19 protein-coding genes and 1 pseudogene are annotated in these 20,117 nt (G+C 59.2%); 9 read left to right on the top strand and 11 right to left on the bottom strand.

The genetic code is table 11. The features are described from left to right. The first annotated feature begins 174 nt into the window (after positions 1 to 174). From ACQY1P_RS23360 to ACQY1P_RS23335, 6 genes are all read left to right on the top strand, one after another. Entirely contained in the window at positions 175 to 549 is a 375-nt protein-coding gene (locus ACQY1P_RS23360; RefSeq protein WP_430256946.1) for a YsnF/AvaK domain-containing protein, read from the top strand. A 16-nt stretch (positions 550 to 565) separates the two neighbouring features. Further along, positions 566 to 1,435 carry a YsnF/AvaK domain-containing protein gene (locus ACQY1P_RS23355; protein ID WP_430256945.1) on the top strand — a complete coding sequence of 290 codons (870 nt, stop codon included), beginning with the start codon at positions 566 to 568 and terminating at the stop codon, positions 1,433 to 1,435. Between the two features lie 71 nt (positions 1,436 to 1,506). Further along, the gene (locus tag ACQY1P_RS23350) at positions 1,507 to 2,001 is read left to right on the top strand and encodes a ferritin-like domain-containing protein (protein WP_430256944.1); all 495 of its coding nucleotides are present in this window, start codon (positions 1,507 to 1,509) and stop codon (positions 1,999 to 2,001) included. 390 nt (positions 2,002 to 2,391) lie between these two features. Continuing rightward, positions 2,392 to 3,297 carry a PhnA-like protein gene (locus ACQY1P_RS23345; RefSeq protein WP_430256943.1) on the top strand — a complete coding sequence of 302 codons (906 nt, stop codon included), beginning with the start codon at positions 2,392 to 2,394 and terminating at the stop codon, positions 3,295 to 3,297. A 67-nt stretch (positions 3,298 to 3,364) separates the two neighbouring features. After that, positions 3,365 to 3,904 carry a YidB family protein gene (locus tag ACQY1P_RS23340; RefSeq protein WP_430256942.1) on the top strand — a complete coding sequence of 180 codons (540 nt, stop codon included), beginning with the start codon at positions 3,365 to 3,367 and terminating at the stop codon, positions 3,902 to 3,904. 207 nt (positions 3,905 to 4,111) lie between these two features. Next, complete coding sequence (locus ACQY1P_RS23335; protein ID WP_430256940.1) at positions 4,112 to 4,345, top strand: hypothetical protein; 234 nt, start codon at positions 4,112 to 4,114, stop codon at positions 4,343 to 4,345. Here ACQY1P_RS23335 and ACQY1P_RS23330 read toward each other — a convergent pair. From ACQY1P_RS23330 to ACQY1P_RS23285, 10 genes and pseudogenes are all read right to left on the bottom strand, one after another. Further along, positions 4,323 to 4,856, bottom strand: coding sequence for a CYTH domain-containing protein (locus ACQY1P_RS23330; protein ID WP_430256939.1), 534 nt, complete (start codon positions 4,854 to 4,856; stop codon positions 4,323 to 4,325). The two genes, ACQY1P_RS23335 and ACQY1P_RS23330, sit on opposite strands and share 23 nt — an antisense overlap. A gap of 11 nt (positions 4,857 to 4,867) precedes the next feature. Continuing rightward, positions 4,868 to 5,215 carry a hypothetical protein gene (locus tag ACQY1P_RS23325; protein ID WP_430256938.1) on the bottom strand — a complete coding sequence of 116 codons (348 nt, stop codon included), beginning with the start codon at positions 5,213 to 5,215 and terminating at the stop codon, positions 4,868 to 4,870. Between the two features lie 682 nt (positions 5,216 to 5,897). Further along, positions 5,898 to 6,785 (bottom strand): annotated as a pseudogene (gene yghX, locus ACQY1P_RS23320) (YghX family hydrolase). Between the two features lie 310 nt (positions 6,786 to 7,095). Then, positions 7,096 to 8,007 carry a nucleoside hydrolase gene (locus tag ACQY1P_RS23315; protein WP_430256937.1) on the bottom strand — a complete coding sequence of 304 codons (912 nt, stop codon included), beginning with the start codon at positions 8,005 to 8,007 and terminating at the stop codon, positions 7,096 to 7,098. Positions 8,008 to 8,021: 14 nt separating this feature from the next. Beyond that, entirely contained in the window at positions 8,022 to 9,080 is a 1,059-nt protein-coding gene (locus tag ACQY1P_RS23310; RefSeq protein ID WP_070147359.1) for an ABC transporter ATP-binding protein, read from the bottom strand. 49 nt (positions 9,081 to 9,129) lie between these two features. Continuing rightward, a complete protein-coding gene (locus ACQY1P_RS23305) occupies positions 9,130 to 10,866 on the bottom strand; it encodes an ABC transporter permease subunit (protein WP_430256936.1) in 1,737 nt (578 codons plus the stop codon). Positions 10,867 to 10,987: 121 nt separating this feature from the next. Further along, a complete protein-coding gene (locus tag ACQY1P_RS23300) occupies positions 10,988 to 12,028 on the bottom strand; it encodes an ABC transporter substrate-binding protein (protein WP_430256935.1) in 1,041 nt (346 codons plus the stop codon). Between the two features lie 101 nt (positions 12,029 to 12,129). Continuing rightward, positions 12,130 to 13,335, bottom strand: coding sequence for an acetylornithine deacetylase (gene argE / locus ACQY1P_RS23295; RefSeq protein WP_430256934.1), 1,206 nt, complete (start codon positions 13,333 to 13,335; stop codon positions 12,130 to 12,132). Continuing rightward, entirely contained in the window at positions 13,332 to 15,674 is a 2,343-nt protein-coding gene (locus ACQY1P_RS23290) for a glycoside hydrolase family 3 C-terminal domain-containing protein (RefSeq protein WP_430256932.1), read from the bottom strand. The genes argE and ACQY1P_RS23290 overlap by 4 nt, the downstream gene beginning before the upstream one ends. Before the next feature lie 121 nt (positions 15,675 to 15,795). Further along, on the bottom strand, positions 15,796 to 16,749 hold the full coding sequence (locus tag ACQY1P_RS23285; RefSeq protein ID WP_156587283.1) for a LysR family transcriptional regulator: 954 nt from the start codon (positions 16,747 to 16,749) through the stop codon (positions 15,796 to 15,798). Between the two features lie 247 nt (positions 16,750 to 16,996). Between ACQY1P_RS23285 and ACQY1P_RS23280 the strand changes: the two genes are divergently transcribed. The 3 genes from ACQY1P_RS23280 to ACQY1P_RS23270 all read left to right on the top strand — a co-directional run bounded on the left by ACQY1P_RS23280 (position 16,997) and on the right by ACQY1P_RS23270 (position 19,468). Next, entirely contained in the window at positions 16,997 to 18,247 is a 1,251-nt protein-coding gene (locus ACQY1P_RS23280) for a flavin-containing monooxygenase (protein WP_430256931.1), read from the top strand. Positions 18,248 to 18,301: 54 nt separating this feature from the next. Next, the gene (locus ACQY1P_RS23275) at positions 18,302 to 18,715 is read left to right on the top strand and encodes a RidA family protein (protein ID WP_430256930.1); all 414 of its coding nucleotides are present in this window, start codon (positions 18,302 to 18,304) and stop codon (positions 18,713 to 18,715) included. Between the two features lie 75 nt (positions 18,716 to 18,790). Further along, positions 18,791 to 19,468, top strand: coding sequence for a DUF1028 domain-containing protein (locus ACQY1P_RS23270; protein WP_430256928.1), 678 nt, complete (start codon positions 18,791 to 18,793; stop codon positions 19,466 to 19,468). A gap of 236 nt (positions 19,469 to 19,704) precedes the next feature. Here the strand turns inward: ACQY1P_RS23270 and ACQY1P_RS23265 are convergent, their stop codons facing one another. Beyond that, entirely contained in the window at positions 19,705 to 19,890 is a 186-nt protein-coding gene (locus tag ACQY1P_RS23265) for a tautomerase family protein (RefSeq protein ID WP_070147357.1), read from the bottom strand. Positions 19,891 to 20,117: the final 227 nt, after the last annotated feature.

The raw sequence follows: 20,117 nt of genomic DNA, 5'->3' as shown, positions 1-20,117 counted from the left end.
TACTCAATTCAACAGAGATTCATGAGGGCCGCCCGGCAGCTACGGCGAAGTCGTACCGCAACATAAAATGGAGTTTCAACTGGATCGCCGTTTGCCCCGTGTTGCGACCAAAAATTGCCGACACGGAACATATTGCAATCCGCCGGGTTTGCTTCCGGACCACTAGGCGTGACCATGACAGACCAAGACGAAATTACAGTTCAGATCGTCGAAGAGAGTGTCAGCGTCGGCAAGGAACGCGTCGCGACGGGACGTGTCCGTGTCTCCACTTCCAGCTCGGAAGTAGAAGAGCTAGCGCAGGCCACGTTGTCTGGCACGCGCGTCGAGGTCACGCGGGAGCGCATGGATCGTGAGATCGACGCGATCCCCGAAACCAGGGTCGAAGGCGATACCACGATCATTCCCGTCGTCGAGGAGATCGTCGTTATAGAGAAGCGTCTTATCCTCGTAGAAGAAATCCGCATCCGCCAAATCGTAACTTCGGAAGACGTCTCCGTCCCGGTAACAGTTCGCAAGCAGACCGCCACCGTCGAGCGTATCGACGAATAGCACAGGAGGAAACACCATGGCCTACACTGACCAGAACACCGTGCCATCCCACTCCAATACGATCACCGCCTTCTTCGACGACCGTTCTGAAGCAGACCGCGCGATCGAAAGACTAAGCGAAGCGGGCATCCCGCGCTCCGCAATTAAGATGATCGCCGACGGCGGTGAGACAACCACGACGACGCACGAGAGCAAAGGCTTCTGGGCTGAGCTTGGTGAGTTTTTCCTCGCTGACGATGACCGCAACACCTACGCCGAAGGCATTCGACGCGGCGGCTTTCTGGTGACCGTTTCCGGATATCCATTCGACCTCCACGACCGCGCCCTGGATATTCTTGATTACGAAGGAAGCGTTGACATCGACGAGCGTTCCAAGGCGTGGGAATCCGAAGGCTGGTCGCGCTCGGGCTCGACTGAAGCGTATGCGGCGTCGTCCTACGACCGCACCAGCGGCACTGCCACCTCGACAGCGATCGACGCCGACAACGAGGAAGTCATCCCTGTCATCGAAGAAGAACTGCGCGTTGGCAAACGCGACGTTAACAACGGTCGCGTCCGCGTCCGCTCCTACGTCACCGAGACCCCGGTCAGCGAGAACGTTTCCCTCCGCGATGAAAACGTCGAGATTACCAGGCGTACGGTGGACCGTCCGCTGAATGGTAATGAAGACGCTTTCGTCGATCGTACGATCGAAGCCGAGGAGCACCGCGAGGAAGCCGTCATTTCCAAGGAAGCGCGCGTCGTTGAAGAAATTTCTCTGAAGAAGACGGCGCAACAGCGTCAGGAGACAGTATCTGACTCCGTGCGTAAAACCGAGGTCGAGGTCGAGGACGACCGGACAGGCGGCGTGAGCAACGTAGGTTCGGGCAGTATCCGCCGCGACTAGGTGTAAACTAAACAAGCCGCCGGAATTTCCCGGCGGCTTTTCTTTTCGCTCACAGAGAATGGAATAGACCCATGGCCGATACCAAAAATCTCGCAGAACTTTTCCACGACACGCTCAAAGACGTGTACTTCGCCGAAAAGAAGATCGTCGATACCCTTCCGGTGATGAACGAAGCCGCCAAGAACGGTAGCCTCAAAGACGCTTTCACGCAGCACCTTGCCGAAACGAAGGTTCACATTGAGCGGCTGGAAGAGGTGTTCAAGATCATCGGCAAGGAGCCGGAGCCTAAGACCTGTGACGCTATCCTCGGCATTACCGACGAAGGCGACGAGATCATGAATGAATATGCAGGTTCCCCGGCGTTGGACGCGGGGCTCCTGGCCGCGGCACAGGCTGTCGAGCATTACGAGATGTCGCGCTACGGCACTCTTCGCACGTGGGCGCTTGAACTTGGTCTAAATGACGCAGCCAGCCTTCTTCAGGCAACGCTGGACGAAGAACAGGCCACCGATCTTATTCTGACTTCTATTGCGACATCTGTCGTAAATCAGAACGCCGAAGGCTGATATCGGCTCGCAGACGGAGTAGGGTAGCATTTGGCTGCCCTACTCCGTCATTGATGGTCACCCGCTTGCGACCCCGCATAACCTTCGCGGCCTTGCCGTCAACGTCTTATTGAAGTTCCCCTATTGTCAGCAGTGCGTGGATTCTGGCGGCCGTGGGATGGAGAGCTCGCGTTGTCGAGCCAGCGAGCCTTTTCCCTACCAACACAGCCGGTAAATCGAAACGCGTCGTCGTTCTTCTCCGAAAACCAATCTCAGCCACCGCCACCGCGCGTTCTTCTCAATGCAACGACTGCCACGCGCAAGTCCAAGGTGTCACTATATCGGAACTTGTAGTCGACTCCGGCGTTAAGCGGGCACTCACGAACCCGTGAATATTGGCTGGAGGTAATAATGTCCGTACCCGTATCAACGCATCTTTCACACGACGTCCTGCATGACAGCACGTCAACCACTTCAGCCTACAACAAGGTAAGTTGGGGCGCAGTATTCGCAGGCGTTGCCATCGCGCTCGCCGCCCAATTTCTCCTGAACCTTCTGGGCGTCGGTATCGGAGCAGCAGTTCTCGACCCCACGACATCAGACAATCCCGCCGCGAGCTCATTTTCGATTGGCGGCGGTATCTGGTTCGTAATCGCGGGTATTATCGCAGCGTTCCTCGGCGGATATGTTTCCAGCCGTCTCTCCGGCCGTCCGAGCAACTCGACGGGCGGGTATCACGGCCTGACGACCTGGGCCGTTACCACTCTCGTCGTCCTTTACCTTTTGACCACCTCGGTGGGCGCGCTTATTGGCGGCGCGTTCAGCGGGCTGACCAGCATTGTCGGCGGCGTCGGTCAGACAGCAGCCACCGTTGCCGCGACTGCCGCTCCTGCGCTCGCAAACTCGACCAACCCTATGGCGGGTATCGAGCAGCAGATCAGGTCCACGACGGGGAACGACCCGCAGGCTCTCCAGACCGCCGCCGTATCTTCGGTGCAGGCACTCGTTACTGGCGACCAGGCCAAGGCCGAAGAAGCACGCACCCGCGCAGCCGACGCCGTCGCCAAGGCTCAAGGCATCCCGGTCGATCAGGCTCGCACCCAGGTCGAGCAGTACGAACAGTCGTATCGCGAGAACATCGAAGCGGCCAAGCAGCAGGCGCTCGAAGCTGCACAGACCGCGACCGCTGTCGTTTCTACGGGCGCTATCCTCGGCTTCATCGCTCTTGCTCTCGGTGCAATCGCCGGCTGGTTCGGCGGCTCATATGGAACCAAGCGTAACGTGATCGTCTCGGAGACAGTCATGCGCCGCGTCTAACGCATGTTAACGCACCGACGCTGGAGGCCTCGGCGTCTCCAGCGTTTCGCCTTTGATGGAGGATAGAATGGCTAGCGATGCTTTGAAAGCTCTATTGGGCGTACTCGCCGTAGCGGGTTACCAGAACCGCGACAAGATCGGTGAGTTGCTGAAAGGAATTCGTAGTCCCTCAACGACTAGTCCGGATGGTCAACCGCAGTCTTCCGGTGGCGGACTTGGCGATCTCCTTGGCAGTCTGACAGGCGGCGAGGGCGGTGGTGGTCTAGGAGGTCTCGGAGACTTGCTGAAGGGCGGCCTCGGCGGCGGTCTTGCGGGAGGCCTCGGTGATCTTCTACGTCAGTTCGAATCCAAGGGACATGGCGAGACCGCCAACTCTTGGGTGCATCCCGGCGAGAACAGACCAGTCACTAACGGTCAGCTGTCGGAGGCGCTCGGGACCGACACGATCGATGACCTATCGTCACGCACCGGGTTGTCGACCGAGGAAATTCTCAGTCGCCTTAGCCGTTCTCTCCCTACAGCTGTAAACGACCTGACACCTGATGGCCGGGTCCCGACGGACGACGAGGAGTTTGATGGCCAGCCTATGCGGCCAGGTCGTATTTAACCCGTCTAACTTCGGATTGGGCTCGGCCAATGATTTGGAGCCCATCATTCAGCTCCTTTGGGGCTCAGTATGATCTCGACTCATTCCGATCGGACGGATCGAGCAATCTCGGGGAGCGGTCGCCATCAACGGCGTCCGTTCTGCTTATGTGCGTCACATAACGCTCACCTCGACGTGCCAAGTTGAAGCGGGTCGACGGAGGTTGAGATGCGCGAGAAGAAGCTTCGAGAGATCCAGGACATGGCGGTTACCATCAGGGAGCTGGCTTCTCCCGGTATGAGCCCGAAAGAGCTGGTCGATGCGGTGCGCCTACGTTATCCGAACGCCACCAAAAAGGAAGTCGCTCGTGCGGCGTTCATGAGCGTGATACATTCAGCCGAACACGACCCGAAGTACACGCTGGAACTGCACGATCTGGCTATGGAGACGCGAGACAGCTGACGCTGCCTGCACCCTCCAACAACCTCTTGATCTCGTGATCATTGCCGGTCTCGAGCATCGCGGCGAGCGTACTGGAACTAAAGGTCGCGTTGGCCGGGATGTCGGCTCCTGCCCATCTTGGCTTCGACAACGAGTATTCTTCAGATGGGAGCTCGACGTCACACGTGACGAGCCCGGACAGTTTCCCGAGGTACTCGTCGATCTGCCACACCAGACCGTCCACTGACACCTCGTTTCTGCGCTTCATGACGGCGGCCCCCTGCCCGAGTTCTTCGATCATCGATGCCGCATCCGAATGGGACAACGGGATGTGGAACTCGCGTCTGGCATAGCCACGGCGGGCGCCTTTGATTGTCAAAATCGCGACGTTGTCGCACAGGCGAATGCGGGCCTTGCCGCTCGCGTCTTCGAATTTGGCGATGAGATGATCAGTGATAATGCGACACTCCTGAGTCAGCATGCGCCATTCGTCCGAAACGACGAGAAACTTGCGTTCGATTTCGAGAGCCAAGCTCTGCCTCCCTAGTGCAGTATGTCAACCAGTGAACTTCCGGCGACGGAACTCTCCAGCTTCGTCTTGAGCTTGTGGGAGACGGACGGAGCTGATGGATTGTCTTCTTCGTCGTCGCTCAGGTCTTCAACGCCGAGAGAGACAAGTCGGTACCTGATTGCCAGTCCATATATTCGTTCGAGAACGGCGCGCTCCTTGACCTCGGGATCGCTCAGCGCAAACAGCGCTGCCTTTACGATACGCTTACTTGAAGTCTTCGGATGCTTTGACAACACATGGCTGTACAAGGCGTCGTCGAAGAGCCCGTCACAGGCGCCCTCGATAAGAGTCTCGTAAATTCGATCTAGCTTTTTACCCATTGTCTGTCCTTCGAACGGCGGCACACGCAAACGATCGTAAGTCAAGGGTGGTTCCGCTGCGGAAAACCCAATTGTTTTCAAGTGTGTGCGTCGCACGATTGCGTTAACCGTCCGTTCGGAACGTTCGATGGATCGAGATGTTCAAAAAACGATGAGCGATACTATGGCCCGGGCTATCCCCCAATGGGGCCCACTCGGGCTCTGATGCCAAAACATCGATTGGCGAATTAGCGCAATTCTAAGATTTCCCTGGGCTGCGCCAGAATGAAACCGTTCAGCTTCGTGCGCGACAAACTGGCAATCATTGTTAAGGCCGAGACGGCATGGAACGTCCAACGCGGTTTAAATCTGGCAACTCGATGACTAACAGCAGCCCATCATTGCGCCAGTCTCGGGTAATCTTGCCGCCCAGTTGTTTCTCCACTACGACCCAAAGAAGAACATTGCCAAATCCCCGCCCGCGATTGCCGACCGGCATGTTGACACCACGCTCGTGCCAGACGATCGACACGCCGGAAGCGTTTGGCAACGGCGAAGACACCTGCGCAGCGTGGTCGGCGAAGTGGGAGATTGTTTAGCTTCGACGTCGGGAAGCTGGCAGGAAACGTACGCTCGGCTCCACCCACGCGCTGTTACGTCCGCAACGGACGGAAATTCTGTCCATGCGCGTGGAGGGGGAGTCCTAGCCAAGGTGTTGCTTGAACCACCCGATCGTTCTGTCCCATGCTAGTTTTGCTGCCGCCTCGTCATAGCGCGGCGTGGAGTCGTTGTGGAAGCCGTGGTTTGCGGCTGGATAGATATAGGCTTCATACGTCTTATTGCTCGCCTTCAACGCTCCCTGGTAGGGCGGCCAACCGTCATTTATGCCTTTGTCCAGTTCGGCATAATGAATGAGCAAAGGCGCCTTAATGCGTTCAACACTAGCTGCGGGCGGCTGACGGCCATAAAACGGGACCGCTGCTCCTAGTTCAGGGTGAGCGACGGCAGCGGCATTGGCGACACCGCCACCGTAGCAAAAGCCGGTAATGCCGACTTTACCGGTAGTCATATCGTGCTTCATTAAAAATTCGACTGCGGCAAAGAAGTCGTTCATCAACTTCTCGGGATTTACCTTCTGCTGGAGCTCACGACCCTTTTCGTCATTGCCGGGATATCCTCCGACGGAGCTCAGGCCATCCGGCGCCAATGCAATGAAGCCGGCCTTTGCAACACGTCGTGCAACGTCCTCGATGTAGGGATTTAGGCCGCGGTTTTCATGCACGACCACCACTGCTGGCAATTTTCCAGCTGATTTCGATGGCCTCACAAGATATCCTCGAACCTCGCCGTTGCCCTTGGGAGAAGGCTAAGTGATGTATTCTGCGATGATATCCGGATCGGTGAACTCGACCTGTGTCGCCAACGCATAAGTCGGCCTCATCGACGACAGGATTGCTGCTGCGGTAAGTCCGCCGATCGCAAATTTGCCGGCGTGATCAAGAAATTCTCTTTTCGTGATCCGGCCGTGAGCATAATAGTCATAGAGCTCGAGCAACTCTTGCGGAAAATCCTTGGCGGTTAGACGCGACATAAGAACCCCTATTCCTGAGTAAGTAAGCGCACGTTTTGCCCGCGCGTTACCGCAGTCTTTATCGTCACCAGAAGCGGAGCGAGGTTGCCAACTCATGACTGCTGTCCTGCCATTGCCGGCCAAGTGCGCAGGGAAATGCTGCATCGCAGCAAGTCATCATTGTTTTGCGACCCCTCCGCATCATACGCCTTGAGCAGATTCGAACCATGAACTAGTAGCTAAAATTGCAACCTTCGGAAATAAATCAGCGACTTTGAGCGATAAGTTCAATGCCAGCCATGGCCTACGGCGACCCCTCAATGATGAAGTATTACAGAAGTGATGCTACGAACAGTTTTCTGAATTCTGCAGCATCAACATGCGTTACGATGGTGCTATTCGGCGCGCGACCCGAAAGATGCCGTTCACTCACCGCGGCGACCACCCGACCGGCCGCGGGCCCACTATCCGTACAAATTGAAACATGTGCCTGCACGGTCTTGAAGATTTCCGGCTTCAGCATCCAGGCAATCGCCGCGGGATCATGAAGACAGGGATCCTTGGAGCCGTAATTGATCAGCAGATGCGCCGCTTCTCTTGCAACAGCGCTATCTATCGCCCCGACCTGAGCGATCATGTCTCCAGTCACGGTTGCCCGACGGGTCACATCGAGGCCGAGCATGGTGATCGGAATACCGCTGTCGAAGACGATCGCGGCTGCATGCGGATCGACGGCAAAATTGAACTCGGCCAGTGGGGTGGTATTGCCCGGACAGAAGGCGGCCCCACCCATGATGTTGATGGCGCTGATGAAATCGGGCAGATCGGGGTCGAGCAGCAGCGCCAGCGCCAGATTGGTCATTGGGCCGGTCGCGCAGATATGCAGCTTGCCTTCGGCGCGGGCGATCCGTGAAATCTCGGTTGCCGCGTGCCCATCCGTCACCGGCATGGTCGGCGCAGGCAGCTTGCTGCCGGCAAGACCATCCGAACCGTGCATGATCGAGACGCGGCCTCGCGAAGCCATGATCGGTCGGGCCGCACCCCCATAGACCGGTATATCGCGTCGCCCGCACAGTTCGAGAATACGCCTAGCATTGTTGACGACCGGCCGCAGACCGACATTGCCAGCAACGCACGTCACGGCGATCATGTCCAGCGCGTCCGGCCGGCCAAGTGCAAGGAGCATCGCCAGCGCGTCGTCGGCGCCAGGGTCGCAATCGTAAAGAAAACGCAGGGGCGCCATCGCTTGGGTCCTCTTCAGTGATTGTCGACGAGGAAACGGCCGGCGTCCGCTGCCCAGCCGAAACGTACCGTCGAACCGACCGCCACGTCGCCGGCCGTTGCAGGTGCACGGGCAATGATTTCCTGTTCGCCGGCATTGATGATGACCCGCAGTTCCGATCCGGCATAGACGGTTTCACGCACCCGGCCCTCGCAAAAACCTTCGCCGAGCGTGATGACTTCCGGTCGAACGACGAGCGCGCCCTTCGTGCCGTCAGCAGCCACCGCGCCGGCAATCGGCAGGATGCCGACGGCGGTTTCCAGCGCGCCGGCCTTGACCGTGCCGCGGATAATCGACGAGACACCGATGAAATCCGCGACGAACAGGTTCTGTGGCTCGTCATACATCTGCCGCGGCGTACCGAGTTGAGCAATCTTGCCGTCGTTCATCAGGCAGATGCGATCAGAAAGTGCCAGCGCTTCCTGCTGGTCGTGGGTGACGAAGATGATTGTCGCACCGGTTTCGCGGTGAATTCGCTTGATCTCGATCTGCATCACTTCGCGCAGCTTCGCATCGAGCGCACCGAGCGGCTCGTCCATCAGGATGATCGCGGGATCGTAGACGAGGCAGCGCGCTAGCGCAACGCGCTGTTGCTGGCCACCGGAAAGCTGCGATGGGGAACGGCTAGCTGCGTGCGCAAGGCCGACGGTTTCCAGCGCCTTGGCCACCTTGGCCTCGATCTCGGGCTTCGGCAGGCTGCGCATCTTCAGCGCAAAGCCGACATTCTCGGCTACCGTCATATGCGGGAAAAGCGCATAGTTCTGGAAAACAACGCCGATGTCGCGCTTGTTGACCGGTGCGTGGGTCTGATCCTTGCCGTCGATGATGACGGTACCGGACGTTGGCTCCTGCAGGCCGCAGATGAGTTGCAGAAGCGTCGTCTTGCCGGAGCCGGATGGTCCGAGCAGGGTGAGGAGCTCACCCTTGCGAACCTCGAGATCGACATGATCGAGTGCGGTGGTCTGGCCGTAAAGCTTGGCGAGGCCGTTGACCTGCAGCTTGATTTCCGGCGTGTTGGCAAGAGCGGCTGACATGTCGAATGTGGTTCCTTTGGTCGTGATGGGAGCGGCAGGCTTGCGAATGTCAGCGCGGCCTCGCCTTTTCAGCGATGACGAAGAGTACTGTCACCACCGCCACGATGAAGACCGAGGCCGCGGCTAAGGTCGGGGAAATGCTCAAAATGATATCGTCCCACATCTGTTTGGGCAGCGTCTGCTTGACGCCCGCACCGACGAACAGCGCGATGGTGAGCTCTTCGAAGGAGTGCAGCAGGCCGAACAGGAAGGCGGCGATGGCGCCACCCTTGATCAGCGGCAGAAGGACGAGGCGGATCTCCTGCCAGCCGTTTGCACCGAGCGTCGCCGCCGCCTGCAGAAGACGCCAGTCGAAGCTGCGGAACGTCGTCAGCAGGATGACGAAGACGATCGGCATTGCGGATAGCGTGTGGCCAAGAATGATGCCGGTATTGGTGGCGATCAGGCCGACCTTGGCCAGCACGTAGAACAGCGACACGCCGATGACGATATTGGGGACGATCATCGGCAGCATGAACGACAGGAAGATCAGGCTGCCGGCCTTGCGTTGCGTGCGTGCCAGACCATAGGCGGCCATGCCCGAGATGACGGTGGCGACGACACCTGTGACGATCGCGATGATTGCCGAGCGGCTGGTCGCCCCCATCCACTGGTCGGAGCTCAGATAGGTCTTGAACCAGCGCAGCGAAAAGCTCTTCGGCGGGAATTCGAGAAAACTCGATCCAGAAAAAGCCATTGGCGGGAATGCCAGCACCGGCACGATCAGGATCGCGATGACGGTCCAGACGAAGGCGGTGAAGACGCCGCGGCCAAGCCGGGCAGGGAACATGTTGGCGACGAAATCACTGGCGGCTGCACCGATTTCGATAACCGCACCGCCGATGGCGCCGATGACGCCGCCCCGCCTGGCTGCCGCGCCATTGCCGGAGACGGCCGACATGCCGAAGAAGCGATCGTAGACGGCGATGGTGATCAGGGTGACGCCGAGCAGCAGGGCCGCAAGGGCGCCTCCAAGCCGCAGGTTGAACAGCTGCTGAACCTGGGTGATCATCATCTGGCCGATGACGGTTTCCCGCGGCGAGCCAAGAAGAGCAGGCGTAATGAAGAAGCCGAGGCCCATGACGAAGATCAGCAGGCCGGCGGCGGCAACGCCCGGCATGGAAAGCGGCACGAAGATGCGCCAGAAGGACTGGCTACGGCTTGCGCCCATGGTCATGGCGGCGGGGATCAGGCGACCGTCGATCGACAGCATGGTCGGCAGCATGGTGAGGATCGCAATCGGCAGCATGGCATGCGCCATGCCGAAGATCACCGCGCCACGACCGTAAAGCAGGTCGAGCTGGGTGTCGAAGCCCATGCCAGTCAGCATCTGGGCGACGATGCCCTTGCGGGCAAGCAGCACGATCCAGGCGAAATTCTTCAGCAGCGGGCTAACCCAGAACGGCAGCAGCACCAGCCACATGGCAATGCGCCGGCGACGCTCTTCCATGCCTGCGAGCCAGACGGCGATCGGGTAGCCGACCAGAAGGCAGACAATCGTCACCTGCGCCGAGATGGCAAAGGTATTGGCAAGCACCTTCACGTACACGCCGGCCGAGAACATCTGCTCGTAGACGCTCAGGTCAAAAGCGCCGGATTTCGGATCGATGAAGGATTGCCAGATCAGAGCGCCAGCCGGCAGGATCAGCAACAGAGCCATGTAGACAAGCCCCGGCAAGGTGAGCCAGAGGCTATCCGCCCTCAAGCGCTTGCGTGAGAAGGTGTCTTTGGCGGAGAGTTCAGCCATGGATGTCCCGTGTGTTGAAATGGCCCGTTCGGCATCCTGCAGAACCGGGCCACTCTCTGTCAGATATGCAGTCCCGCCGGACGGCGGGACCTGAAACTTTGACGGTTGATCCGACTGAAATTCAGCTCAGGATCCACTGTTCGAAGCGCTGGGTCAGTGCATCTTGGTTCTCTGCCCAGTAAGCGGCGTTGAGAACAGTCAGGCCCTTGATGTTGGCCGGGGCCGTCGGCAGGAGCTGCGCCTTTTCTGCACTCAGGTGCTCGTAAGCCTTCATGTTCGTCGGGCCACAGGCGAGGATATCCGTATAGGCCGCCTGACGCTTTGCATCCAGGCACCATTCGATGAACTTGCGGCCCAGATCGGCCTTCTGCGTATTGCCGGCAATGGTCCAGCCATCGATGTTGAACAGGCCACCGTTCCAGACGATGCCAGCCGGTGCGCCGGCATTGATGGCTGCCTGTGCGCGGGTCGACCAGGTCGACATCATGTCTAGTTCGCCGTTCTGCAGAAGCTGGGTCGCATGGGCACCCGAAGTCCACCAGATGTCGATGCTGGACTTGACCTTGTCGAGGCTCTTGAAGGCACGATCGACGTCAAGCGGGTAAAGCTTGTCGAGCGGAACGCCGTCGGCGAGCAGTGCCATTTCTAGCGTCGTCACCGGGCTGCGCCACAAGCCGCGGCGGCCCTTAAAAGCTTCGACGTTCCAGAAGTCGGCCCAGCTGGTCGGAACCGTCGTAACGGTGTCCTTGCGATAGGCCATGGCGAGCGCAAAGATCGCAACGCCAGCAAAATCGGTTTCGAACGTGTGCGGTGCGAAGTCGGCCTTGTTGGGAACTTCAATATTTAGCGGCAGCATGTAGTTGTCGCCGAGCTTGCGGATGCGCAGCACGTGTTCAGGCGTCATTAGCGCAACGTCGAACAACTTGGTGTCGGTATCGATCGCCATCTTGAACTGCGGGATCGGATCCGGCTCGTTGGTATTAGTCTGGATCGTAACACCTGTCTCGGCCGCAAAGGTGTCATAGAAGGCAACCTTGAAACCTTCGTAGAAAGCGCCGCCCATGTCGCGTACGACCAGCGTTTCGCCTGCAAATACTCGATTGCCTTTCAGGATGACCGGAGTGGCAAGCGCCATCGCGGCAAGCCCAGTTGTCGTCTTCATGAATCCACGGCGTGATACATTGTTTTTCATTTTTACCCTCCGGCGTTTTCTTGTTCGACCTTCGTCCGCACTATTCTTCCTGTCCCAGTGGCTTCGGTAAATTATATTTTTCCGTGCATCTGCTTTGGGACATGCGAAGCAAGCGGCCGACGGCTTGCACAAAAGCGAATGACGGCCTCGGAAAGCACGGTATTGCACAGGGCAAGCTGCGTTTCTTCGATAAATTCGTCAGGGCGATGTCCCTGATCCATACTGCCTGGGCCGCAGATGACAACGGGCACATCCAGCGCCTGCGCGAACAGCCCCGCCTCGGTGCCGAAGCTGACACGACACTCCCTGGCGCCCTTCGGCAGGCAAGTCGCAAATGCCTGAACGACCGGATGGCTGCCGTCGATCGAGTGCCCCGGATAGTTGCCGGTGATTTCGATATCGATAGACGCCTCCTTGAACCGCTCCCTGTGCGGGGCGACGGCCACTGCGGCAGCCTTGCGGATCTGTTCGGCTAGAGCAAGAGGATCGTCGGCAGCCATCATGCGGCATTCCATCAGCAACTCCGCCTGATCCGGCACCAGGTTGACCGCGGTTCCACCCGAGAGCTTGCCGACATGGACCGTCGCATACGGCACGGAATAGCCTGGCTCTCGCAGACCCCTTGCCTCGATCTCGTCCTGCAGTTTGCGCAGGCCCGATATGAAGTCGGTGGCTATATGCAGCGCATTGAGCGCCAGCGGTGCCTCGGCGGAATGGCGCGGAATGCCCCTCGCCTTCACATGGAAAGCCATCTTGCCCTTGTGACCGAGACCAAGCTGCATCGATGTCGGCTCGCCGACGACGATCAGGTCCGGTAAAATGTCGCGCCCGGCAATTTCCTCGAGCATCGGTCGGACGCCGACGCAGCCGATCTCCTCATCATAGGAGATGGCGATCCATAAGGGCGCAGCCAGGCTTTTAATATCGATCGTCTGGGCCAGCGCTACGGCGGATGCCACAAAGCCTTTCATGTCGGTCGTGCCTCGCCCGTAAAGCCTGCCATCCTTGTGGGTTAGGCTGAATGGCAGCACAGTCCAATCCTGGCCTTCGACTGGAACCACGTCGACATGCCCGGAGAGCATCAGCCCACCCGGCGCATCCGGTCCTAGGCGCGCCAGAAGTGCCGCCTTTTGCCCGGTCATGTCATAGAAGCGCTCGCAGATAGCGCCAGCTTCCACCAGCGCTGTCTCAATCTCCTCGATCAGCGGCAGGTTCGTGTCGGAACTGACGGTGGGATGAGCCACCAGCCGCTCCAGCCAGTCCTGCGTCGAGTTCACAGTCTTGACTCCGCCTCGTCCATCGCCGCGTTGATGTCTACGATCAGACCCGCGACCTCAGTCTGGGGAATGGATACGCGAAGACGGCGTTCGAGCGATGTGAAAATACCAAAGAACGAGTTGGAGCAGTGGTTGAGCATGCGCATGGCATCCTCTTTCGAAATATTGCAGCGGTTGGTCAGGTAGGTGCAGATATGCTCGCAGGCGATGGCGTTCGGCAGGACATAAGCCGGCTGGGTATCGTAGGCGATGCGACGGAACGGCAGCACCGAAGGCTTGATCTTTAGATCGGCCGAGAGTTTCGGATCGCGCGAAGAGGCGCCGATCACCAATCGGGCCTCGACGCCTTCCAGCACCCAGCGGCCGAGCGCCGGATCCCATATGGTCAGATCCGAACCCTTTATGGCGATCTCGATTCGCTTGGTTTCGCCCGGCGCGAGCACCGGTTTGGCAAACCCCTTGAGCTCCTGCGGCGAACGCTTCAGCCGCCTGCCGGGGGCTTGCAGATAGAGCTGTGCGACTTCGGCACCAGTCCGGTCGCCCGTATTGGTGACGGTGAAGGCGACCGTGAGTTCGTCCTTCAATCCGATCCGGTCCGTGGATAGGCTCAGGTCGGAATAGGCAAAACTCGTGTAGCTCAGGCCATGACCGAAGGCGAACAGCGGTTCGATTTCGCGCAGGTCGTAGGAGCGATAGCCGACATGGATACCTTCGCCGTAGACATGAACGCCGTTTTCACCCGGATAATGCAGGAACCCGGGTACGTCGGAGAGACGCTTCGGGAAGGTGACGGACAGCTTGCCGGACGGATTGACCTTGCCGGTCAGCACGTCGGCGACGGCTCCGCCCATGGCCTGACCGGAATAAAAGGTGACGAGCACCGCCTCAACCGCATCGATCCACGGCATTTCCACCGCATCCGGGCAGGCGATCACCACCGCAACCTTATCCGAAACACCCGCAAGCGCTGCGATCATAGCATCCTGACCGGGGCCGAGCGCCAGCGTGGTGCGGTCGGACCCTTCGCCGTCATAGGCGCCTTCGGTCGAGGTGTAGACCAGAACCAGATCCGCCTTGGCCGCAAGCGCCAGCGTCTCGGCATCGGCGTCTTCGCGGAAAGTCAGGTCGTGGTTTGCGCCCAGTGCCTGTTCAAGCTGCTCCAGCGGCTGATCGACCATTGTCGGGATCGTCGTGGCACAACCGGACCCTTGAATGACTGGCGTTCCGGCATCGCGGCCGACTACCAGGATGGTCTTCATGCTTGGCTGGATCGGCAGCAGACCTTCGTTGCGCACGAGAACCATCGAGGCGGCGGCCATCGCGCGAGCTTCGGCATGGTGTTCTTCGGCCGTGTACACCGGCAAAGGCTGGCTGGCGCCTGCATTGCAGAGATCGATCATCTCCAGCATACGACGGCAGGAGAGGTTCGCGACCTCGGCCGGTACAGCGCCGCTATCGAGAGCGGCGAGCAGATCGGCCTTACGGCGCGGGCTTTCTGGCATGTCGAGATCGCCACCGGCCATCAGCGAGACGGCGCGATCCTTGATGCCGTGCCAGTCGGAGACGACGACGCCGTCAAAACCCCAGTCATCGCGCAGGACCTCGTTGAGAAGCCACGGATCCTGCGAGGCCTGGACGCCGTTGAGGCGGTTGTAGGAAGACATGATCGTCCAGGGCTTGGACTGCTTGATGGCGATCTCGAAACCCTTGAGGTAGATTTCGCGCAGCGCCCGTTCCTCGATGACGCTGTCCATCGTGGTGCGCTCGACTTCGGAATTGTTGCAGGCAAAATGCTTCAGGGATGTGCCGACGCCCTGAGACTGAACACCGTCGATCACTGCTGCCGAAAGCTTGCCGGTGACTAGCGGATCTTCCGAGTAATATTCGTAGGAGCGGCCGGCCAGTGGCGTGCGCCGCAGGTTGATGCCGGGGCCGAGCAGCAGATGAACGCCCATGGCGCGGCATTCCTGACCGAGCAGCACGCCCAGCCGCTGCATTAAAGATTCGTCCCAGCTGTTGCCCATCGCCGAACCGTTCGGGAAGCAGGTTGCCGGCTTCATTTCGCCCCAGGCGATGGAGACATCGCTAGCACGTTGGTTGACCACTGAAAGGAAAGCGTCGAGATCCATGCCGCCGCGCTCGTCGCTGTCGATCTGCGGGATCGAATAACGCACGCCATAGGTGCCATCGGTCATGATGATCGGCTTGATGCCGTAGGCTGGAACCGCTGCGGTTTTCCACATTCCGAAACCGGAAAGCAGATCGACCTTCTCCTGGTTGGTCATCGCTTCGACGATAGACGCCTTCGTTTGGTCTGCGGACTGGTTCTGCTGTGGCATTCTGGACTCCGTGAGGCGGCACTCACCGCGCTGATCAGGCGGCATTTTGCGCGCACACTGTCAGCCTGCGATCAAAAAGAAAAATAGGATATTCGAAACTGATGCTTTGAAAAAAGCGAGCCTAGGTCTGGCTGGTCCGACGCAGATTGAGAACCGGAGCCTCCATGCCCGGCACATAGTTGTCGGAAATCAGATTGCGGCAATGCTCTTCGAACGTCCGCACCAGCCGGGTAGAGACCTGCTGAGAGACCCGGATCAGCCCGATGCGCATCGGCTTGTGCTCGCCCGACAAACGCAGGCTGACGAGCCGCCGGCCATCCAGCGCCGCCTTGTTCTTGGGCCGGACATTGGCGAGAGTGTAACCGTACCGGCTGGCAACCATCGTCCGGATGACTTCCTGATGCTGGATCTGGGCAACGATATTCGGATTGGCACCCGCTGCGGCGAACAGCCCGAGGAAATAATCTCGCGACAGCGGCAGATCGAGCAGGATGAACTCGTGATCTTCCAGTTCGGCAAGCGAAATCGCGGAACGCTCCGCCAGCGGATCGGTCTCCGCCACCTGAACGTAGGGCGGCAGTTCGGCAAGCGGCGTAAACTCGAAGCCTTCGGGAACAGACAGGTCGTAGGAAAGCGCGATATCCAATTCGGCGCGTTCCAGCCGTGTCAGCAGGGCCCGATGATCCGCGACTGTCGGCCGGACGGTTACTCCGGGATAAGCCGCCTTGAAGCTCTGGCTGACTTCCGGCAGCAGCATGGGCGCAAAAGTCAAAAGACAGCCCAGCGACAATGTCCCGCGGATCTGGTCCGTCGCCTCGGATGCCGCCGTATAGAGGTTCTGCACCTGCTCGATCACCGCCTTTGCCTGCAGCAGCAGTTTCTGGCCGGCCGGCGTCAGAGACAGGCCCTGCGCATGGCGACGCAGGAAGAGCTGGGTGTTCAGTTCGATTTCGAGCTGCGAGATGGCAGTCGAGATGGAAGGCTGCGACACGCGAATGCGATCCGACGCCAACGTGATCGAGCCGGCTTCGGCAGTGGCAATGAAATATTCGAGCTGACGCAAGGTGAAACGCATTTGAGGCCCTGATGCCGATGTTGCGCCCGATAGCGACGGGTAGCCCATGTCTGTGCGGAGTGTGCTGAGATCAGCTTAGTATTTACGGTCTGCTCAAAAGTAAATGTTCTCTTGCAGCCGCCTGCTTTCGGCAATCCTAACCAGTGCTGCAGCAATTCGTAATTTTCCGAATGCCAACCGTTCGCTAGATCGGAACGATAGCTGGCGCCGATCGGCAGGTCTTGGCGAAACACAAAAGGGCGAATGCATGTCAGTCGAGAAGATCCATACGCTGGTTGTCGGAGCCGGGCAGGCAGGTGTGGCCATGAGCGAACACCTGAGCCGCAATGGCGTCGACTACATCGTCCTCGAGCGCGGCCGCATTGCCGAACGCTGGCGTTCGATGCGCTGGGACTCTCTGGTTGCCAACGGCCCGGCCTGGCACGACCGGTTCCCCGGAATGGATTTTCCCGACCACCCGGACGCCTTCGTGCACAAGGATGGCGTCGCCGATTATTTCGCGGCCTACGCCGACCTGCACAAGGCACCGATCCGCTGCGGCGTCGATGTCACAAAGGTCGAACGGCTTGAAGACCGCCCCGGCTTTCGCGTCGAGACATCCGATGGCGTCATCGAGGCGCTCAATGTTATCGCTGCCACCGGACCGTTCCAGAGCCCGAACATTCCGCCGATCGTTCCGGCCGATGCCGGCGTCATGCAGATGCATTCGAGCGAATACCGCAACCCCTCCCAGCTTGCCGATGGTGCGGCACTGGTCGTCGGCGCAGGCTCGTCAGGCGTGCAAATCGCCGAGGAGCTGATGCTGTCCGGCCGCACGGTCTATCTTTCCGTTGGCCCGCATGATCGCCCTCCCCGCGCATATCGCGGCCGTGATTTCGTCTGGTGGCTCGGCGTTCTGGGCAAATGGGACGCGCAGGCGCAGGCTCCCGGTTCCGAGCATGTGACGATTGCCGTCAGCGGCGCACATGGTGGCAAGACGATCGATTTCCGCCGCCTCGCACAACAGGGCATGGTACTAACCGGCATGACCGGCGCATACCGCGACGGCTCGCTTTCCTTTGCCGACGATCTAGCCCGCAACCTTGATCGCGGCGACCAGAACTACCTGTCGCTGCTCGACGAGGCAGACGCATTCGTTGCCAGCAACGGTCTCGATCTTCCATTGGAGCAGGATGCGCGCATGCTCGGGCCTGAGGTCGACTGTGTCACCAATCCGCTGCGCGAACTGAACCTGGGCGACGCCGGCGTCACCACCATCATCTGGGCAACGGGCTTTACCTCCGACTACAGCTGGCTGAAGGTCGATGCCTTTGACGAAGCCGGCCGCCCGAAACACCAGCGCGGCATCTCGGCCGAAAAGGGCATCTATTTCCTCGGCCTTCCATGGCTTTCCGGACGCGGCTCTAGCTTCATCTGGGGTGTCTGGCACGACGCCAAGCATGTCGCCGACCACATCCTGATCCAGGACACCTACCTCGCCTACTCACCGCAACCCTGATCAACCGGCAGCGATCTGCCGGCACTCTGCATGAACAATCCGATGGAGAAGAGAATGGCACATACGCGCATTCGCAAGTTCAATACCAAGGAAACATATCCCGAGCAGAAGCTCGACAACGACCTAGCCCAAGCCGTCGTCGCGCGTGGCACGATGATCTTTCTGCGTGGCCAGTGCCCGCAGGATCTCGATACGGCCAAGAACATCGACAGTCACGACCCGGTCGAGCAGACCCACAAGGTGATGCAGAACATCCGCCAACTGGTGCAGGAATCCGGCGGCCAGATGGAGCATGTCACCAAGCTTGTCGTTTATCTGACGGACGTTCGTCACCGCGAAGCGGTGTACCGGACCATGGGCGAATACATCAAGGGCGTCTTCCCCGTCTGCACTGGCCTCGTCGTGGTTGCATTGGCACGGCCCGAATGGCTCGTCGAAATCGACGCGACGGCCGTCATCCCGGACTGATCTTAGCATCTCATGGTAGTCGGCTCGTCCAGCCACCATCACGAATGACGACAATCCAACTGACACAGGTTTCCCATGACATTCTCCATCGTCGCGCGCTGCGAAGAGACCGGCCAATTCGGTGTGGCAATCTCGTCATCCTCACCTGCCGTCGCGGCGCGCTGCGCCTGGGCGCGAGCCGGTATCGGCGCCGTTGCAACGCAGAATGTTACCAATCCCGCACTCGGTCCCAAAATGCTGGGAGAGCTTGCGAAGGGAGCCAAGGCTGCGGACGCGGTTGTTGCTGCCCGTCAGAGTGACAGCTTTCCAGATTATCGCCAATTGCTAGCGATCGACGCACAAGGAAACACGGCGATTCACTCTGGCCCCAATGCACTTGGGATCTGGACCTCTGCAACCGGCCGCCTGTGCGTCGCGGCCGGCAACCTCTTAGCGAACGAAGGTGTGCCTCGAGCGATGGTCGAGGCTTTCGAGACAACTTCCGGCTCTTTGGGCGACCGGTTGATCGCAGCGCTCAAGGAGGCCGTCAACGCAGGCGGAGAAGCTGGCCCGGTTCGTTCGGCGGGCCTGCTGATAGTCGACAAGGAAACTTGGCCCTACGCCGAACTACGGATCGACTGGATGGACGAGGGCTGCCCGATCTCAGCGGTGGCGCAGGCATGGGAGGTCTACAGGCCGCAGGCACAGGACTACGTGACAAGAGCACTCAACCCGCTGGCCGCTCCGTCTTATGGCGTGCCTGGCGACGAGTGAAACTGCCTGCCGGCGTGCAGCGATGAATAAGCGGTTCAGGGCGACTGAGTGATTGCCTGAGGAAGTCTTAATGGCCGCAACTGCCGACCACTGGCACCGCTATCTTCTTACGAAGGTTAACCGTCTAGCCCTACATTCCGATAAAGCGTAGTTGCCAGTGTCAGTTGAAACATAACCACCCGCCTCACCTTAGCGAAGTGTCGTTTGACTGCGTCCGCAACACGTACCCCGCGAGGTTATCGCTCATCAAAAGGTATTCCACCCTTCATCTTGTCAGCAAGAGGTGCCTCGATGATTTGCACAGTGACTGATCCCGGCGCTGCGCCAAACTCCTCAACTACCGCTTCGGTAATCTTGTTCATGAGCTTGACTTTTTGTTCACGCGTTCGACCAGACGCGCAAAAAATGTGGACTTCGGGCATTATTATACTCCTGTTTGCCAGAACATATTCATCTGCGACCTTTCTGGCCAGCCGTAGTTTCTACAGAGCGTCCAGTGCACACGAAGCGCGGCGGTGAGTCATCACCTTCATGGGCTACCGGATTTACTTGGCGGATCTAGATACAGCACCTTGAATGGGTTCGAACCTAAGATCATGTCAAAAAGGAGAAAAAAATAGGGCTGTTCAGTTAGATCCGGGCTGAGGAG

This window comes from Neorhizobium sp. DAR64872/K0K18 (assembly GCF_050500175.1).
GTDB classification, from domain to species: Bacteria; Pseudomonadota; Alphaproteobacteria; order Rhizobiales; family Rhizobiaceae; genus Neorhizobium; species Neorhizobium soli.
This window is presented reverse-complemented; position numbering and strand designations above follow the sequence as displayed.

Excerpts from the sequence above, each read along its gene's own strand:
- ACQY1P_RS23360 (WP_430256946.1), top strand. The coding sequence starts at position 175 with ATGACAGACCAAGACGAAATTACAGTTCAGATCGTCGAAGAGAGTGTC.
- ACQY1P_RS23355 (WP_430256945.1), top strand. The coding sequence starts at position 566 with ATGGCCTACACTGACCAGAACACCGTGCCATCCCACTCCAATACGATC.
- ACQY1P_RS23350 (WP_430256944.1), top strand. The coding sequence starts at position 1,507 with ATGGCCGATACCAAAAATCTCGCAGAACTTTTCCACGACACGCTCAAA.
- ACQY1P_RS23345 (WP_430256943.1), top strand. The coding sequence starts at position 2,392 with ATGTCCGTACCCGTATCAACGCATCTTTCACACGACGTCCTGCATGAC.
- ACQY1P_RS23340 (WP_430256942.1), top strand. The coding sequence starts at position 3,365 with ATGGCTAGCGATGCTTTGAAAGCTCTATTGGGCGTACTCGCCGTAGCG.
- ACQY1P_RS23335 (WP_430256940.1), top strand. The coding sequence starts at position 4,112 with ATGCGCGAGAAGAAGCTTCGAGAGATCCAGGACATGGCGGTTACCATC.
- ACQY1P_RS23325 (WP_430256938.1), bottom strand. The coding sequence starts at position 5,215 with ATGGGTAAAAAGCTAGATCGAATTTACGAGACTCTTATCGAGGGCGCC.
- ACQY1P_RS23315 (WP_430256937.1), bottom strand. The coding sequence starts at position 8,007 with ATGGCGCCCCTGCGTTTTCTTTACGATTGCGACCCTGGCGCCGACGAC.
- ACQY1P_RS23310 (WP_070147359.1), bottom strand. The coding sequence starts at position 9,080 with ATGTCAGCCGCTCTTGCCAACACGCCGGAAATCAAGCTGCAGGTCAAC.
- ACQY1P_RS23305 (WP_430256936.1), bottom strand. The coding sequence starts at position 10,866 with ATGGCTGAACTCTCCGCCAAAGACACCTTCTCACGCAAGCGCTTGAGG.
- ACQY1P_RS23300 (WP_430256935.1), bottom strand. The coding sequence starts at position 12,028 with ATGAAGACGACAACTGGGCTTGCCGCGATGGCGCTTGCCACTCCGGTC.
- ACQY1P_RS23290 (WP_430256932.1), bottom strand. The coding sequence starts at position 15,674 with ATGCCACAGCAGAACCAGTCCGCAGACCAAACGAAGGCGTCTATCGTC.
- ACQY1P_RS23285 (WP_156587283.1), bottom strand. The coding sequence starts at position 16,749 with ATGCGTTTCACCTTGCGTCAGCTCGAATATTTCATTGCCACTGCCGAA.
- ACQY1P_RS23280 (WP_430256931.1), top strand. The coding sequence starts at position 16,997 with ATGTCAGTCGAGAAGATCCATACGCTGGTTGTCGGAGCCGGGCAGGCA.
- ACQY1P_RS23275 (WP_430256930.1), top strand. The coding sequence starts at position 18,302 with ATGGCACATACGCGCATTCGCAAGTTCAATACCAAGGAAACATATCCC.
- ACQY1P_RS23270 (WP_430256928.1), top strand. The coding sequence starts at position 18,791 with ATGACATTCTCCATCGTCGCGCGCTGCGAAGAGACCGGCCAATTCGGT.
- ACQY1P_RS23265 (WP_070147357.1), bottom strand. The coding sequence starts at position 19,890 with ATGCCCGAAGTCCACATTTTTTGCGCGTCTGGTCGAACGCGTGAACAA.